At 46.3% G+C, this 16,035-nt stretch carries 14 protein-coding genes; 6 read left to right on the top strand and 8 right to left on the bottom strand.

The features are described from left to right. Positions 1–442: 442 nt before the first annotated feature. Positions 443–1,738, bottom strand: coding sequence for an alpha/beta fold hydrolase (locus tag R7Z49_RS02170; protein WP_318111276.1), 1,296 nt, complete (start codon positions 1,736–1,738; stop codon positions 443–445). A 210-nt stretch (positions 1,739–1,948) separates the two neighbouring features. On the opposite strand from R7Z49_RS02170, the gene R7Z49_RS02165 reads away from it, so the two are divergent. Beyond that, the gene (locus R7Z49_RS02165; protein ID WP_005499918.1) at positions 1,949–3,106 is read left to right on the top strand and encodes a D-alanyl-D-alanine carboxypeptidase family protein; all 1,158 of its coding nucleotides are present in this window, start codon (positions 1,949–1,951) and stop codon (positions 3,104–3,106) included. A gap of 84 nt (positions 3,107–3,190) precedes the next feature. On the opposite strand, the gene R7Z49_RS02160 is transcribed toward R7Z49_RS02165, so the two are convergent. After that, complete coding sequence (locus R7Z49_RS02160) at positions 3,191–5,848, bottom strand: alpha-amylase family glycosyl hydrolase (protein WP_318111275.1); 2,658 nt, start codon at positions 5,846–5,848, stop codon at positions 3,191–3,193. A 129-nt stretch (positions 5,849–5,977) separates the two neighbouring features. Beyond that, on the bottom strand, positions 5,978–7,441 hold the full coding sequence (locus R7Z49_RS02155; RefSeq protein WP_180794058.1) for a helix-turn-helix domain-containing protein: 1,464 nt from the start codon (positions 7,439–7,441) through the stop codon (positions 5,978–5,980). 167 nt (positions 7,442–7,608) lie between these two features. Between R7Z49_RS02155 and nfsB the strand changes: the two genes are divergently transcribed. Continuing rightward, the gene (gene nfsB, locus R7Z49_RS02150) at positions 7,609–8,262 is read left to right on the top strand and encodes an oxygen-insensitive NAD(P)H nitroreductase (RefSeq protein WP_203489576.1); all 654 of its coding nucleotides are present in this window, start codon (positions 7,609–7,611) and stop codon (positions 8,260–8,262) included. 69 nt (positions 8,263–8,331) lie between these two features. Further along, a complete protein-coding gene (locus R7Z49_RS02145) occupies positions 8,332–8,622 on the top strand; it encodes a putative quinol monooxygenase (RefSeq protein ID WP_025503322.1) in 291 nt (96 codons plus the stop codon). Here R7Z49_RS02145 and R7Z49_RS02140 read toward each other — a convergent pair. Beyond that, positions 8,619–9,542, bottom strand: coding sequence for a LysR family transcriptional regulator (locus R7Z49_RS02140; protein WP_005484216.1), 924 nt, complete (start codon positions 9,540–9,542; stop codon positions 8,619–8,621). The genes R7Z49_RS02145 and R7Z49_RS02140 overlap by 4 nt on opposite strands. Positions 9,543–9,674: 132 nt before the next feature. Here R7Z49_RS02140 and R7Z49_RS02135 point away from each other — a divergent pair, with 132 nt between their 5' ends. Beyond that, positions 9,675–9,893 (top strand): VF530 family DNA-binding protein, encoded by a 219-nt coding sequence (locus R7Z49_RS02135; RefSeq protein WP_005374929.1) that lies wholly within the window; start codon positions 9,675–9,677, stop codon positions 9,891–9,893. Positions 9,894–11,202: 1,309 nt separating this feature from the next. Here the strand turns inward: R7Z49_RS02135 and R7Z49_RS02130 are convergent. After that, a complete protein-coding gene (locus R7Z49_RS02130) occupies positions 11,203–11,655 on the bottom strand; it encodes an acyl-CoA thioesterase (protein ID WP_005374933.1) in 453 nt (150 codons plus the stop codon). A gap of 210 nt (positions 11,656–11,865) precedes the next feature. On the opposite strand from R7Z49_RS02130, the gene R7Z49_RS02125 reads away from it, so the two are divergent. After that, positions 11,866–12,630 (top strand): ferredoxin--NADP reductase, encoded by a 765-nt coding sequence (locus tag R7Z49_RS02125; RefSeq protein WP_017820554.1) that lies wholly within the window; start codon positions 11,866–11,868, stop codon positions 12,628–12,630. A 180-nt stretch (positions 12,631–12,810) separates the two neighbouring features. Then, the gene (locus R7Z49_RS02120; RefSeq protein WP_005374936.1) at positions 12,811–13,257 is read left to right on the top strand and encodes an RDD family protein; all 447 of its coding nucleotides are present in this window, start codon (positions 12,811–12,813) and stop codon (positions 13,255–13,257) included. A gap of 59 nt (positions 13,258–13,316) precedes the next feature. Here the strand turns inward: R7Z49_RS02120 and R7Z49_RS02115 are convergent, their stop codons facing one another. The 3 genes from R7Z49_RS02115 to R7Z49_RS02105 all read right to left on the bottom strand — a co-directional run bounded on the left by R7Z49_RS02115 (position 13,317) and on the right by R7Z49_RS02105 (position 16,032). After that, positions 13,317–13,988, bottom strand: a complete 672-nt coding sequence (locus tag R7Z49_RS02115) for a DUF2057 domain-containing protein (RefSeq protein ID WP_017634411.1) — start codon at positions 13,986–13,988, stop codon at positions 13,317–13,319. A gap of 216 nt (positions 13,989–14,204) precedes the next feature. Next, positions 14,205–15,353: an AI-2E family transporter gene (locus R7Z49_RS02110; protein ID WP_017820553.1), complete on the bottom strand. Its 1,149-nt coding sequence runs from the start codon at positions 15,351–15,353 to the stop codon at positions 14,205–14,207. Further along, positions 15,346–16,032, bottom strand: a complete 687-nt coding sequence (locus R7Z49_RS02105) for a potassium channel family protein (RefSeq protein WP_017634413.1) — start codon at positions 16,030–16,032, stop codon at positions 15,346–15,348. The genes R7Z49_RS02110 and R7Z49_RS02105 overlap by 8 nt, the downstream gene beginning before the upstream one ends. Positions 16,033–16,035: the final 3 nt, after the last annotated feature.

Genomic DNA, 16,035 nt, shown 5'->3' with positions numbered 1-16,035 from the left:
AAAATACAGGTGGTCAACGACCTTAAAATTTTAGCGGCACGAAGTATACCTGACTAAACCAGTCGGAAATACGGACAAATTATACGGATATTATGAGTAGGCGGGGCCTGGCGGTCTTTGATAGGGGGAGCATGTCCGCAGGTGAAGCCGCTATGTGTTCAAATTATAAGCATTAATTATAGTGGGTTAGGTAGGTTGGAGCCGATACTTTTGGTTTAAATTTATGCTGTTTTGGGCCCTTCAAAAAAGTTAGGCGCAAGAAGCACCAAGTAATCACCGGAGTAATTGACAAGGAAAGGACATGTCGCAGTTTTATACATGAGGTGGTGAGGGATAAAGGTTTAGGGACAAAGAGTGAATGACTGATCGCCATTGTTCATAAACCGCTATAAACGCCTTTTCATCAAATACTAAAAAGGCGTATTTCTAACGTCTGTCCTGCTTATTTCAACGTAGCTGCGGTCTGTTTACCCATGGCAATGAGCCTGTCGAGAATGCGTTCACCGTCGGCACGTAAACCGTTGTGCTCGTACTCATTGGTGATCCACGCTTTTGAATTTGGTATTAACGCGAGCGTCTCTCGACTGATATCCATTTCAACAAACATATCATCGGCGTAAACGGCGCAACTGACAGGCACTTTGTTTTGAGCCAATTGTGTTTGATCGTACAGCGCAGCCCAATCTTCTTTCGCTGCCAATATTTCTGCGGTGTCTTTTAGTGGCTTGAGGTTAACGTATTGGTCGAACATCCATGGGAAGACCATTTCCCCCGTAAAGTAAAATGGCTTGCCAGATTCATAATTAAACTCTGATCGGGTTTGGCGAACGCGGTGCGCACTCCAATTCGACGCGAAGCTTTGACAGTAAATCGATTCATGCAAAATGGCGTAGATCGGGTTGGTTTGGAAGTTTTGCTGCGCCAACATATCGTTTAAGAACTCATAACGAAGTTGTGGTTTGCCGTTCACTTCAATCAACGCGCTTTCTAGCCAATAGTAAGTTGGTAAGAAAGTATCACTCACACCAAAGTTGATGCCGATTTGTTGAAATTGTTCCACCGTGAAGCGTTGACCATTTGGTAGGTACTCTTCATTTTCTAGCAAGTGATTCGCAATGTTTTGGCAAAGTTGCTGTGCATTGGGAAATTGTTGGAAGAATGCTTGGTTTTTCTCCATGGTGCGTTTGAAGGTGGCTTCATACACATCGTCGGCATGACGCGAGACTGATGGCACGCCACCCGTGATGTAGCTTTGCAGCAAGCTGTCTGGGAACAAAGACAAATAGGTGAGGGAACAAAAACCACCAAAGCTTTGACCTAAGATCGCCCATTTTTCGACGCCAAATTGCTCACGAATGTATTCCGCGTCGCGCACGATGTTATCCGCTCGGAAGTGGCTCAAGTAGTCTGCTTGTTGCTCTGGCGTGAGGTGAGCAAGCGTCTGATGATTAATTACGCTGCTGTTGCCCGTACCGCGCTGGTCGAGAAGCAAAACTCGGTACTCTTGCAGCGCGCGCTTTACCCAGCCGCTATTGCCGTTTTGACGCGGAGAGGGAAAGCCCGGCCCGCCCTGAAAGTAAACCAACCAAGGTTTGGTCGATTCTTCATCGCCGACTAGGCAAACCGCACGGGCGAAGACTTCAATGGTGCCTTTACTCGCGTCTTGGTAATCCAGAGGAGCGGTAAAGCTGTGGGGAGTGTAATGCAATCCTGCGTCGATAAATGATTGAGCGTTCATTGTTATCTTTATTTCCTTATTGAGGGGTAGCGCTACTTTACTGCGAATGGCATGAAGAACCAATGCTATTTCCCAATCGCCTCTTCAGTTCTATACCTTGGTCAAATCAATGTAAGTTCAAGAAAATGAAACGATTAGCGACTGGTGCAACTGGTTGAGTGAGCTATGCTCAATAGAGTTGCGACAAAGTAAGAGCATGGAGGAAGTCGGATGAAAGTGTCACTGGCTCGATGGACAATTGTGACTTGTTTAATAAGCGTACCTACTTTTGCCGTTGTTACGCCCAACCCACCTCAGTTACAGGCAAAAGGTTACGTATTAATGGACTTTCAATCCGGTGCCATTATTGCCGAGCATAACGGGCGAGCAGGCCTTGCTCCGGCGAGTTTAACCAAGTTGATGACCGCTTATGTAGTTGGACAAGAAATCAAAGCGGGGCGTTTGAAATGGGATGATGTTGTCACCGTGAGCGAAAACGCGTGGTCGGCCAAGTTTCCCGGTTCTTCTAAAATGTTCATCAAACCGAAAGATGAAATTAGTGTTGCGAACTTAATGCGCGGCGTGATCATCCAATCAGGAAATGATGCGTGTGTTGCACTGGCTGAGCATGTTGCAGGCAGTGAACGCGGCTTTGTCGCCTTGATGAATGGTTGGGCGGAGAAATTAGGACTGCAAGACACCTATTTTGTGAACTCCCATGGTCTTGATAGTGATGGCATCCAAACCTCACCAACCGATATGGCAAAACTCATGCAGTCGATCATCAGCGATGTTCCTGATGTGTATGCGCTATACAGTGAGAAAGTCTTCAAGTGGAACGACATTACACAGTACAACCGCAATAAATTGCTGTGGGACAATTCCATTGATGTCGACGGGGGCAAAACCGGCTACACCAGCAATGCCGGATACAGCTTGGTGAGCTCGGCCAAAGAAGGAAGAATGCGCCTTATTTCGGTGGTGATGGGCACGCCAAGTAAACAGGCTCGGATCAGCCAATCGAAGAATCTACTCAGCTATGGTTTTCGTTTTTATGACACCAAGCAAGTTGCTAAGCAGGGCCAAGTTGAGTCTAAAGTTCGCGTTTGGAAGGGAAATACCAATCAAGTTGAGGCGATCTTTGCTAAAGATGCCTATCTCACTCTGCCTCGTTCAATGACGGCTGGGCTTGATAAGAGTGTGGTGTTAAATGAACCGTTGATTGCGCCGATCGCGCAAGGGGATGAGATTGGTAAGGTCGTTTGGAAAAGCGATGACAGTACCGTGGCGAGTTATCCCTTGGTCAGCAGCCAAGTGGTAGAAGAGGGCTCGTGGTTCGGTCAGCTTTGGGACAGTCTGGTGCTGTGGGTGAAATCGTTCTTTAACTAGAATAAAAACGAGCAGAAGTGTCTTTCTACATTCTTTTGTTGATGGCCGCCCAGCTAAACGTTGGGCGGTGTTTTATTTAACGGTTTATTCCGACAAGGTGATGATTGGTAAATCGTCCCAAATCTTACTTTCATCCGATGCGCCACCGGAGAAGTTCCAAGGGCCTTTGTCTTGCTCTAGCGGACGGTAAGTTGCCGAAAGGCCGTCTAAGTCCCAAGTCGTGACATAGAATCGGATTCCATCGAGCGAATCTGGGCGGCCTAGTGCATCGCTAGCAAAGTCCATTGAAATGGTGTTGTTGGCTTTGTCTACTGTCACTGTTGGTGCTGGCGTTACGGCTTCTCCCCATGTCGTCGCATTTGCTCCTTTGGTGTTGTAAATCGAGCTTTGCCAGCCAAAAACAACCGCATTGCGACTCCAGGTTCCGCTTGGCATAGAAGCGTTGATCTTCGGTAGCTCAGACAAGTTGGTTGCGGCTTCTTCCGGTAAATCAATAAAGATGGTGAAACCCACGTGGTCGAAGCCGTTTGGTGGCAACCAAGTGTCGGTGATTTTGTCCATAGTGAAGGTCAAACGTACGTTACTGCCAACGGTAAACACTTCTGCTTTGTTGATTGCGAGTTGGCTGCTGTCTTTGTCGAATGTTGGATCGGTTGGTAGCGAGTAGTTGCCGTTTGGGCCGCCCATGCCGTCTTGTGCATCGCCCGCATCATAAATGGTGTCATCCGGCGAGCTTGACCAGCTTAGGTTCGAGACAAAATTCACGTCCTCGATGCCTGCTTTTTTCTCGGTGGAATAAATCGCGAAGCGGTGCTGTTGTTCGCCAATAGCAAAGTGACGAGTCGACAGCGTGACGCTAAACTGACCATCAGCACCTACAGTAATGGCTTGCGCTGTTTCCAAGTTACCATCGACGACAAGGTTCAACTTCTCGTTGGCGTTCGCACTACCCGCGATAACAATATCACCAGTGATGGTTTGTCCTTCCCAATCTTGAGCTAGTCGGATATCGAGGTCTGGGGTATCTACAGATTGATTGCTGCTTGTTTTTGAGTAAATCACTGCTGACTTGGCTGGCAACTCAAGGGTTACGTGACCATTTTCATCTGCGACTAACTGCTCTGGAGCTTCTGCCCAGTTCGACATGATTTGTTGTTGGAAGACGGTGCCGCCAACTTGTTCTACATCGAGTTGGTTCATCAACATCGGCGAGTTGGATGTATTCATCACAACCAAGACTTCGTCGTTATCCAACGTTCGAGTAAAGGCGAACACGCCCGCGCCCGCTTTATCGCTGCCAATCACTTTCATTTCGCCGCGTGTCATGACTTTGTTTTCAGTGCGTAGCTTGGCAAGTTCTTGAATAAACAAGTACATCTCACTGTTTTGGTCGAATGAGTCTACGTAGTTGCCATCTTCACGATACCCTCCGGCGAACATCGCATCACGCGCCGCTGACATCGCTTGCTCTGTACCTTGGTAAATCACAGGAATACCCGGTACGCTCATCATGGTGATCAGTGCTTGTTTCATGTCATTCACGCTACCTTGCGACAGAAAACGCGGCATGTCGTGATTATCAATGAAGTTCGGCATGATGTATGGATTTGGGAACATCTCCATCATTTTCTCAAGACGGAAACGTAAATAGTCGGTCGGTTGCCCTGATGCAAATACGCGCGTCATGGTCGCTTGCAATGGGAAGTTCAGTACCGAGGTTAGCTGTTTCGGCGAGCCACTTTCACCGATGTAAGTCAGCATCTTCTCTTCGCCTTCGGTGTGGTAAGGCGTAGATGTTTCGAATACTTCACCAAAAGTGAGGAAGTTGTCACGACCGGTATCAACCGCTTGCGTCATCACACCATCGTCGGCGTGTAGGAAGTCGTTCCAGAAATCGTGTTCAACAAACTTCACTGTATCGATACGGAATCCGTCGACGCCGACTTCGCGAATCCATTTTCGGTAGCTCTCTTTTAGATAAGCGCGTACTTCAGGATCGGACGTATTAAGGTCATCCAAATCAGAGAGTTGCCAGGTTTTTTCTTGTACCAGATCGTTGTGGTCGGTGATGGTTGGCGTCCAGTGGTAGCTGCCTGTGCCGTCTGTTTTACACTCGTTCATGTTGAGCGGGTATGGCAGTTCTTGCCCGGCGGGCAGCGCATTTTCAATCAAACGGAAGCCTTGGCAAGGTAGGCTTGGATCATAACTGTAAGGATCATCGTAGGTGAAGAAGTTGCCTACATGGTTGGTCACGATGTCCTGAATTAAGAACATGTTACGCGCATGCACTTCGCGTGCTAACGCTTGGTAGCTTTCCATGTCACCAAAGTGCTCATCCACTTTTTGGAAATCGCGCGCCCAGTACCCGTGGTAGCCGCCGTAGTTTTGTTCTGCATCCCACCATTGGTTTGCCACTGGCGGAGTAATCCAGATCGATGTGGCACCGAGATCTTCGATGTAGCTTAACTTATCACTCACACCAACGAGGTCGCCGCCGCTAAATTTTTTATCCGAAGTCGGATCGAATTCGTTTTGCCCTTGATCATTAAGAGCGCTGTCGCCGTCGTTAAAACGGTCGATCATCAGGAAGTAAATGATTTGATCTTGCCAATCAGGAGATGCCACGTGGCTGCCTGTATCGATTGGTGTGGTTTCGTCGCTTCCACAGCCAGAAAGAGCAAGAGCGATCGCTAAAGGAAGTATTTTTATTTTATTCATTGGGTTAGGTAGAGTTTCAAACACAGTTTTTGCCTCCGTTATGCAGCAATGCAGAAACGATAAAGCAAAGGTTTGAAGTTGAGAGTGTCATTTCACGCCAAAAAAGACGTGAAATGATGTCACGAAGAGAGGATTTTGATCTGACCGACAGTTTTAATTGAGCGGTTGCACAATAGGATATTGTATCGGGTAATGCTCTTTCGCGAGCTCGTTGCCGGATTCATCATAAAGGCGGAAACGGCACTGCTTTACAGTTTGAGTGAGCGATAATTTCAGCACCCAACAAGCATAATGTGGCGAGTGTTGGGTTAAGCGCATTGCGTGAGGTGTGGGGGCATCATCGACGTAACAGTCAATCCTCGCAACGTTTTCAAGTCGGCATGCCAGTTCGACAAAGAGCGTGTATTGCGCCCCAATGTTAATAAGCTGCCGAGTCGGGACAATGTACTCTGTTGAACCAATCAAAAGCCCTTGAGAGACGACATAATCACGCTGGTGGTTATTCTCAATGTAACGTTCCCCATCGACTTCATAACACAGGCGAAAGGTAAGGGGATGCGCCACCGGAAGTTCGGTCGTTGCCCAGAGTTCGGTGCCATGACTTAAAAAACGCTCGAAGAAGGCGGGGTAGCGCCGCCATGCGCCATCACGGTCACGGCATTCTACCGAGACCACTTTCTCAAACGCAATATTGTCCACTTCCATCCAGATTTTGCCGACAGGTTGGTCGATGTGGTTATCGTCGAAGGTATTGGCTTTGGCGTAGTACAAGCGGATCGGTTGTTGATTTAGTTGAGTTCGGTTATCCAAACATTGTTGGCGATACTGCATGGGGGAAAACGGATACCAACGACGAAAAGTGCGGTGAAAGTTCGATGGTTCTTCGTAACCAAGTTGATAGGCGATTTGCTGCGTTGTGAGTTGGGTGTCGGCAAGCAAAGTGAGTGCTTGCTTTCTTTTAGCGAAATCAACGCATTGAGAGTAGCTCATTTGCTTCTCTTGCAGTCGACGTTGCAAGGTGCGTTTGGAGACGCCCAGTTGCCTTGCCGCTTGCTCTAATTTGAGCGCGTAATTACTGTTTTTGATGAACAAGGCGTTCAAAACACTCAGCAATTCGGGTTGCTCAATGGGTTGGTGAGAAAGCAGCAAATAAACATGTTTCACCAGTTCAAACACGCTTGAACTCGTTTTAGAATCTCGCGTTTCCTCTAGAAAAATATCGGCCGCGAGTGGATTGTTGGCGTGAACTTGTACCTGTATTGATTCGCTTAGCTCAAGCATTTCCAACTGCATTTTGAGCAAGCCAAACACCGACTCCGCCCAATTTGGCATATCGGCCGTTCTACATTCGACTTGCAGATGGATTTGGGCATCATCATGTTGCAATGTGACGTACAAGCGGCGGTCGAATAATGAGACACTTTTACTCCACCAAAGCAGCCCTTCTTGGAGGTTAGGCGCTTCTTTCAACATCATGCATTGCAAGGCCACCAACTTCTCAATGTGCCAATATTCGCCGGCAATTCGAAGGTGATTGTGACCGAGCTTTTTGCACAGAAAGGATGTAATAGCGTTATCTTGAGGCAGCATGAGTTGAGTTTGGTTGCGAGCAAACATGCATTATTGCTGAAAAGATGAAGAAGTTCAGTGAGAACGCTCAAAGCCTTTCTTATCGTTTTATTTTCAAATTTATTTTGAAAATGTTTTTAATCGAAATCGGTTTTTCCCTTTATCTCATGAGGTTATGCTGTTACACAGCTTAAACTCATTAATTGGAGAGCCTCATGGATATCGTACAAGCTGCAAAATCTCGTTACTCAACGAAAGTGTTTGACCCAACGCGCAAGCTACCTCAAGAAAAAATCGACGCAGTTAAAGAGCTGATTCGTTTTAGTCCATCGAGTGTGAATTCTCAACCTTGGCATTTCATTCTGGCAAGCACAGAAGAAGGCAAACAGCGCATCGCTAAAGCGGCGCAAGAGAATTACGCGTTTAACGCGGCGAAGATTCTCAACGCTTCTCACGTATTGGTGTTTTGTGCAAAAACAGGCATTGATAACGACTACATTGAAGCGCTAATGGTGCAAGAAGAAAAAGATGGTCGATTCCCAACTGAAGAAGCGAAAGCGGCTGTGCGCAGTGGTCGTAGCTACTTTGTGAACATGCACCGTTTTGATCTGAAAGATGCGAACCATTGGATGGAGAAACAAGTTTACCTCAACGTGGGTACGTTGCTGCTGGGTGCTTCGACGCTAGAAATCGATGCAGTGCCAATTGAAGGGTTTGATCCCAAAGTGCTGGATGAAGAATTTGGCTTGCGTGAAAAAGGTTACACCAGCGTTGTGATCGTGCCGCTGGGCTACCACGCGGAAGATGACTTCAACGCGAAAACGCCAAAGTCTCGCTGGGACGCAGAAACCGTATTCACCGAGATCTAATTCGAGCTTACTTGCAGGTTACGTAGAACCCTGTAATCAATATATAAATCGCAAAAGAGTGATAAAACGATGATCCACTTAGTTGCAGAAGTGAAAGCCTATCCAGACAGTAAGGATCAGGTAGTGAATTTGCTTGCTGGTTTACTAGAGCCAACTCGCAAAGAAGAAGGCTGTTGCCAATACGAGTTGTATCTCGACGAAAAAGTTGAAGGCCTATTTATATTCCAAGAAATTTGGGCATCGCAAGAGGCCTTGGATAAGCATTTGCAAAGCCCGCACATGGCGACGTTTCTTGAAACATTGGAAGAGAACGATTGGGTTGAATATACCCAGATTCGTCCTCTTCGATTTATCGCCTAATGACAGAAGGTTGCCAGCACGTTGGCGCGTTGTTGGCAGCATTTTTGTTGGATAAAGTCGCGGAAAGTCCGAATCGTTGGCGTTAGTAAGCGACGATCGGCACACACCATGTAGAGTGGCACTGGGCCGCAATCCCACTCTGGTAACACTCGCACCAATCTTCCCTCGATTAAGTCTCGGCTGATGTCCATCAACGATTTATTCGCAATGCCTTTGCCTTTGATCGCTAACCGATGTGGCAAGTCACTATCGTTGCTCATCAAGTTACCGCTGACCACGACTTGTTCTTTCTCGCCGTCACGCGTGAGCGTCCATTTGTTGTAGACCGAATCCGCGACCATATAGCACAAACAGTTGTGTTGCGTTAAATCGGCAGGAGAGGTGAGTTCTGGATGTGTGGCTACGTACTCTGGCGATGCACATAAGATCCGTTCGTTTGACCCACACAAAGCCAACACGACCAGATTGGAGTCGGCCGGCTCGCCGTAGCGAATCGCAATATCGACAGGCTTGGTGTACATATCCGTCAAGCTATCGGACAGCTCTAGTTTTATGGAAACATTTGGGTAGAGATCGATGAACTCATCCACCCAATCGAGCAACATATTGCGACCAAAATCGGAGGGCGCAGTAATGTGCAGTTGACCAGATAACTCGCCACGCGCACTTGAGATCTGATCCAACCCCTCTTGCAATGTTGCCAACGCTTGCGTGGTTTTGTCTAAAAACAGTTCGCCCTCTGAGGTTAAACGCAGGCTTCGGGTAGAACGCACAAACAGCGGGAAACCGATTTGCCCTTCAAGACGCTTAATCGATGCGCTAATGGCGGCAGGTGTCATGTCCATGCTGTTAGCGGCTTTTGAAAAGCTGCCTTGGCGCGCTGTTTCGACAAAAATATTGAGGTCGTTGAGGGCTTTCATTGTGAAAAGGGCTTTTAAGAAGTTCGGGCTACTATAGGGGAGAGTCGTAGGCCAATTCAAGGTTAAAACATTAGGTTGCACGGCGAGTTTGAGTTAGATTAGCGCGCAACTTCACTTTACCGGATCAATAGCATGAGCCAACAGCAGCCGAATAACCCACTTCACGGGTTGAGTTTAGAGAAAATCGTCACCCGACTAGTTGAACACTTTGGTTGGAATGGCATGTATGAGCGCGTTCGTGTGAACTGTTTCAAGAAAGATCCTTCAATCAAATCGTCGCTGAAGTTCCTGCGTAAAACGCAATGGGCCAGAGATAAGGTGGAAGCGCTGTACATCGAGACATTCTGCTAACCGCTCTATGGTCTGCAGCAAGCGGCAAGCAGATTCTTAGTCTCGCTATGGCTCGCTAGAATGACGTAGCTTTTCTTATCGCGTAGGCTGGAAGAGTCGCTCTACTGATGCGTCTCAAGCGAGATTCCGGATGGTCACTTAGGCTTGTCTGGAATCGCTTTTTTAGATGGTTTTGTAGAACTCAGAGCCAAACTCGAACTGTTATTCTGAACAGCGAGGAACGAGCGTGATTCAGAATCTACTCTCAGATTGTATTGAGTTTATTCATGGCTTTATGGTCTGCTGCAAGCGGTAAGTAGATTCTTAGTCTCGCTTTGGCTCGCTAGAATGACGTAGCTTTTCTTATCGCGTAGGCTGGAAGAGTCGCGCTGCTGATGCGTCTAAAGCGAGATTCCGGATGGTTACTTAGGTTTGTCTGGAATCGTTTTTTTAGATGGTTTTGTAGAGCTCAGAGCCAAACTCGAACTGTTATTCTGAACCGAGAGGAACGAGCGTGATTCAGAATTTACCCTCAGATTGTATTGAGTTTATTCATGGTTCTATGGTCTGCAGCAAGCGGCAAGTAGATTCTTAGTCTCGCTAGAATGACGCAGCTTTTCTTATCGCGTAGGCTGGAAGAGTCGCTCTGCTGATACGTCTAAAGCGAGATTCCGAGTGACTCACTTAGGTTCTTCTGGAATCGCTTTTTTAGATGGTTTTGTAGAGGTCAGAGCCAAACTCGAACCGTCATTCTGAACAGCGAGGAACGAGCGTGATTCAGAATCTACCCTCAGATTGTATTGAGTTTATTCATGGTTCTATGGTCTGCAGCAAGCGGCAAGTAGATTCTTAGTCTCGCTAGAATGACGCAGCTTTTCTTATCGCGTAGGCTGGAAGAGTCGCTCTGCTGATGCGTCTAAAGCGAGATTCCGGATGGTCACATAGGTTAATCTGGAATCGCTTTTTTAGATGGTTTTGTAGGGGTCAGAGCCAATCTCGAACCGTCATTCTGAACAGCGAGGAACGAGCGTGATTAAGAATCTACTCTCAGATTGTATTGAGTTTATTCATGGCTTTATGGTCTGCTGCAAGCGGTAAGTAGATTCTTAGTCTCGCTATGGCTCGCTAGAATGACGTAGCCTTTCTTATCGCGTAGGCTGAAAGAGTCGCTCTACTGTTACGTTTAGCGAGGTTTCGAATGATTCACTTTAGGCTCATTAGAATGACGCGAGTTTTCTTATTGCGTAAGTTGGAATGGTACCTCAGCATCATTCCCGATAGCGATGAAGAAGCGCTGTCGGGAACCTCGCCTTTAATCTCTCGTTTATTGCTACTCCAAATGATGCGTACTACCCACGGTTCCTTCCAAGTCTAAAATCGACTGGCGAACGTGATCTGGAATCGCAGCTTTAACGTTGTTCTTAAAATCAAACATCACACCAGTGGCGGTCGCGATGGTCGCAATTTTACCCCACTTCTTACTCAGCACTTGGTACTCCATCGTGATGCGATCTTCTTGCATGTCGATTACGCGAGAACCGACTAATAGCGTGTCTGGGTAAGTAACAGGCAATTTGTAGCGGCATTGAGTCTCGCTCAGTACTGGCCCAATTTGCGAGGTCTGCAGGTCGACCAGCAGGTTAATTTTGTTGAAGTAATCTAAACGTGCGGTCTCGAAGTAGCGAAAATAGACCACGTTATTAACGTGTTGCAGAGCATCCATTTCACCCCATGCGACTTTTATCTCTGTGATAACGGGAAAGTCCTTTAACAGTGTGTCCATTTCTATTGCTCCTTTTTCATCTGCTTTGCCACAAATTGCGACGCGACTTATCACTTTGAGCATTTATTCTAGATGTAATCATTTAATATGTAATAAAATTGTTTTTAAAATGTGAAATGAAATAGTGGTTTGATTATGTAAACCAGAAACTTTACATAATCGAGTTGAAGGCGTAAGTTTAACTAAGAGTAACCAGATAGGAGGTGTCTCATGATTGAACTCAAAGGTTTCAACCTCGCAAGAGTTGAGAAACGCATCGATTGGACAGGTGAGCTGTTCAGTTTGAGAATATCTGGCGCGCCTCTTTCCTTTAAAGCTGGCCAATTCACCAAGCTTGCTTTGCTTGATGATGAAGGTAAGCCGATCAGCCGCGCTTACTCTGTGGTTAATGCGCCAAGCGAGCAATTCGATTGGTTGGAGTTTCTAATAGTAGCCGACCCTCAAGGACAACTTTCTCCACGGCTCCAAAAGCTTAAATCTGGTGATAGCATTTATGTCGGTACCACCGCACATGGCGATTTAATCCATGATTCTATTCCTAAACAGGCTCATGACCTGTGGCTGCTATCTACAGGTACGGGGATTGGACCGTTTTTGTCGCTGCTGGATGATATAAACTTACCGCCTCACAATGAGCGCATTGTGCTGGTTCATGCCGTTCGTTTCGAAAAAGATCTGGTTTATAAATACCTAATTGAACAGCTTCAGCAACGATATGAAGGCAGATTAAAGTATATACCGATAGTCAGCAGGGAAGTGGTTGATGGTAAATTACAAGGCCGAATTCCTGAACTCATCGAATCGGGTTTACTGTCCAACGCCGCTGATGCGCCATTCTCAGCTCAGCGTAGCTTTGTCATGATGTGTGGGAATCCACAAATGATCAAAGATACCGTGCCCGTTTTACAAGAGCTAGGCTTGGAAAAGTATCGCCATCAAACTGGGGGAAATATCATTTACGAACGTTACTGGTAGCGTTTTGTTAAATTGATACGGTTATGCTCAAGATGTAATGATTACTTTTGAGATACGACCGCGATTTAGTATGTTCTTAGTTGAATATTATGTTGGCAATACCTAAACTGCGCTCACCATTGCGCGTCTGTACACTCAGTCATTCTCGCTTAACCAATTACATTGAGGTGACTGAAGTCCATGTATGCTTTTATCGCGAGCAAGCAACAGAGAATCATTGCTGGTTTTATCGACCTGCTCTTTGCGATGGTGGTCGTGTTAATCATCGCATTGAGTATTAACTCTTTTCTTAACGACTTTCAGCTCTCTTTAGCAGATAACCTCACGCTTGTTCGTGAAACTCAGGCGTTTTACTTGCTTTCTTTACCAACGGTTTTAATGATCAACTGGAATGCATTGAGTCATGGGCAAACCATTGGTATGCGCATGATTGGTATTAAAGTTGTAATGAAAAATGATAGTAAGGCAACGAAAGTTACAGCAGGGTTAAGGCTTGTTATTAGCTACTTGCTGGAGATGCTCATTCCGGGGATCCCGTTGGTAAATTTGGCATTGTTGTTCTTTCATCCGGAGCGACGATTGTTGCATGACTTGATCGCCAATACTAAAGTTGTCCAAGCTTCCTAATTTTTGATCAAAAAAGCCACGTGAAGTGGCTTTTTTAATATCGATAAAGTTAACCAGATTTACTGTTGATTAACATATTTCTTAAAGCGAGCTTTGGTTTCTGCGTCTGCTTTTTGGTACCAGAAGTGCAGCATCTCTTCAGCTGTCGAATCCGCTTTAACCGCAGTTGCTCTCACTTGCTTCATATCCGCAGGAACCTTTGCAGGAAGCGTGACTGGCTGCATGGTTGCTGCGCCAGCAAAAGCCACGGCTGCTGCACCGCCAGCTTGGTTATAATCTTCGATTTCACGCACGTAATCACGACCGATTTGCATACCCGGTTTGAGCAACTTGTCCTGGTCAACCGCGATTGCGTTGCCAGAATCATCAACCAGTTTCCAATCTAAGTCTTTGATCTTCTCTTCCGCATCACGTAGGTTGCGGTATTCTGGCATTTGTAGAGTGAGTTCGGCATTGGTCGCGTCAAATCGTGTAACGATAACATCGCTTTCAACACTTAAACGGTCATTACCTTGGTTGAAGTAAGGGGCGAAACGAAATACGACTTGGTTAAGGCCATCAGGTAACGTCAGTGTTCTTTCAGAGGCGAAAAAACCACCCGAAAGATCTGCTTTTTCACCGTTAGCCGCTAATACTGAAACGTTGTCAGGAACACTCACGGTTACATCTGCGAATGCCATGCCACTCATTGCGAGAGCAAGCGCACAAGTTAAAGGCTTGATCAATTTCATTGTTTTTATCCTAAGCAAATTAGTGGTCATCGAGAGTGCATCGTTCATTGCCCGATTGCAACTCCCAAGTGTAATAAGTATGAAAATTTAACAAGAACGTCATTTTTATCGCATTTATTACGACGAAACTGTGATCCAAATAGAATCAAACCGCTGAAATGCAGCGGTTTGATATCATAAGTTATAGATTAAATTTATTTCTAACTTATTGATTTATTATATGCCTGCACCGTGTCCAGGTTCTGATTGGTCATTAGAAGCGTCTTGTTGTTCTGCCATTTCTTCTTGCTGTTGTGCTTTCTCAATGCTTAACCACCAAACAAATAACTCATACCAAATTGCTAGGATAACGGCACCTAAGAACAGACCAACGATGCCGTAGAAAAGCATACCACCGATGGCACCGAGCAGAATCACAGGCATTGGCACGTCGACGCCACGTCCCATTAACATTGGTTTGAACAGGTTTTCAGAAAGAGCCGCAACTACGACCCAAACAGTAAACATGGTTGCTGTTGAGGTGTCTTGGGTCATGTACATGAAGCCAATCACAGGTAGCACAGCGAGCAACGCCGGGAGCTGAGCGATACATAAAATCATTAGAAGCAGTGTGAGTAAACCTGCTGCCGGAACGCCAAATACGAAGAAACCAGCACCGATCAACAGTGCTTGAATCGCCGCTACACCGACTACGCCAAGCAGTACGCTTTTAATTGTCGCTGCGATAAGCGTGGTCCAGCTTTTTGCGTTTTCACCTGCGGTTCGAATCGCGATGGTTCTTAGGCCTGATGCCGCAGATTCAGAGTACGTCATGAAACCTGCTGCAATCGCAAGTGACAAGATTGAAAGCAGTAAACTTCCCAATACGCCCCCAAGTGTACCCAGTAAAGATGTGAGCCCTGCCTTTATTTGTGGCATAAAGGTTTGAATAGCTTGTTCAAGATTAGTAGCGAATAGGGTCCACACTTCGTAGAGCTTATCACCCACGATAGGCCAATCCGCTACGGAAGCTTTTGGCCCTGGTATTTTCACTTGTCCATTTTGTAGTACTTCAAGCGCGTGCGTTGCACCATCCACAATGGAGCCTGATACCATAACAAGTGGCGTGACAAGGAGGGCAATACCAAGTAAAGCAATGGTTGTGGCTGCCAGGCCTCTGCGACCACCATATACACGCTGCAATTTTTGGGTAAGCGGCATTAAAGCGACGGCTATAATAGCGCCCCAAATAACCGGAAGTATGAAGGGTTTGATGATGTCGTACGTAAACATCAGCAAGACAAAGATCAAGCCAATGCGTATTGCTGATTCCACCATATTACTGATGAAAAGCTTACTGTCGATTTTTACCGATTGTTTATCCATTTTTGTTTACCTGATGATCAATGTTAGAACTGACGAGACTTGAAACAACAATCGCCATATAAAAAACACCTGTGATGGCCTCTAAATACACCACGACTTGAGCCAGTGGTGTTAGAGGACTAATGTCGCCATAACCGAGCGTGGTTAAGGTAACGAAACTGAAATACGCTGCATTGGAGAAGTTCTGCCCCCAAGAAATCGCTTCCATACCGGTAAAGGCTTCAGGCGAAAACTCAAGCAGAATGAGGTAGGCAATCGCCCACATCAGACCAAGCAGCAAGAAAAGCGCTACCGAGCCAATGACTTTGTTGCTGTTGACATGGCCGGTGAAAAGAATCTGTCTTGCGATGGATTTAAAAGTGCCGAAAAAGAACGCAAAGGTGAGGGCAAGCATCACCACATTCATCTCTCTGATGTCGAAAACGGTCTTGATCACAATCACAAGAACCCAAACACCAAACAGGCTGTAGAGGAAACGAGACCAGGTTTTGTCAAAGCGAAGGCTCGCAAAACAGACGATAAACGTCAGAACCGTGAAAGCCTGAAGTATGTGTTCAATCGTCCCTTCACCTACTACTTGTGCCATCGCACTCCCTAGCAACAAAATCACTAGCGCTAAGGTTAGATAGAAGAAGTTGTTTTCTTCATTAATGTTTTTGAGGTTTTTACCAATGACCATGGC

The organism is Vibrio sp. 1562, from assembly GCF_033340155.1.
Classification (GTDB): Bacteria; Pseudomonadota; Gammaproteobacteria; order Enterobacterales; family Vibrionaceae; genus Vibrio; species Vibrio alginolyticus.
This window is presented reverse-complemented; position numbering and strand designations above follow the sequence as displayed.

Coding starts and splice junctions, on each gene's coding strand:
- R7Z49_RS02170 (WP_318111276.1), bottom strand. CDS start 1,738: ATGAACGCTCAATCATTTATCGACGCAGGATTGCATTACACTCCCCAC.
- R7Z49_RS02165 (WP_005499918.1), top strand. CDS start 1,949: ATGAAAGTGTCACTGGCTCGATGGACAATTGTGACTTGTTTAATAAGC.
- R7Z49_RS02155 (WP_180794058.1), bottom strand. CDS start 7,441: ATGTTTGCTCGCAACCAAACTCAACTCATGCTGCCTCAAGATAACGCT.
- nfsB (WP_203489576.1), top strand. CDS start 7,609: ATGGATATCGTACAAGCTGCAAAATCTCGTTACTCAACGAAAGTGTTT.
- R7Z49_RS02145 (WP_025503322.1), top strand. CDS start 8,332: ATGATCCACTTAGTTGCAGAAGTGAAAGCCTATCCAGACAGTAAGGAT.
- R7Z49_RS02140 (WP_005484216.1), bottom strand. CDS start 9,542: ATGAAAGCCCTCAACGACCTCAATATTTTTGTCGAAACAGCGCGCCAA.
- R7Z49_RS02135 (WP_005374929.1), top strand. CDS start 9,675: ATGAGCCAACAGCAGCCGAATAACCCACTTCACGGGTTGAGTTTAGAG.
- R7Z49_RS02130 (WP_005374933.1), bottom strand. CDS start 11,655: ATGGACACACTGTTAAAGGACTTTCCCGTTATCACAGAGATAAAAGTC.
- R7Z49_RS02125 (WP_017820554.1), top strand. CDS start 11,866: ATGATTGAACTCAAAGGTTTCAACCTCGCAAGAGTTGAGAAACGCATC.
- R7Z49_RS02120 (WP_005374936.1), top strand. CDS start 12,811: ATGTATGCTTTTATCGCGAGCAAGCAACAGAGAATCATTGCTGGTTTT.
- R7Z49_RS02115 (WP_017634411.1), bottom strand. CDS start 13,988: ATGAAATTGATCAAGCCTTTAACTTGTGCGCTTGCTCTCGCAATGAGT.
- R7Z49_RS02110 (WP_017820553.1), bottom strand. CDS start 15,353: ATGGATAAACAATCGGTAAAAATCGACAGTAAGCTTTTCATCAGTAAT.
- R7Z49_RS02105 (WP_017634413.1), bottom strand. CDS start 16,032: ATGGTCATTGGTAAAAACCTCAAAAACATTAATGAAGAAAACAACTTC.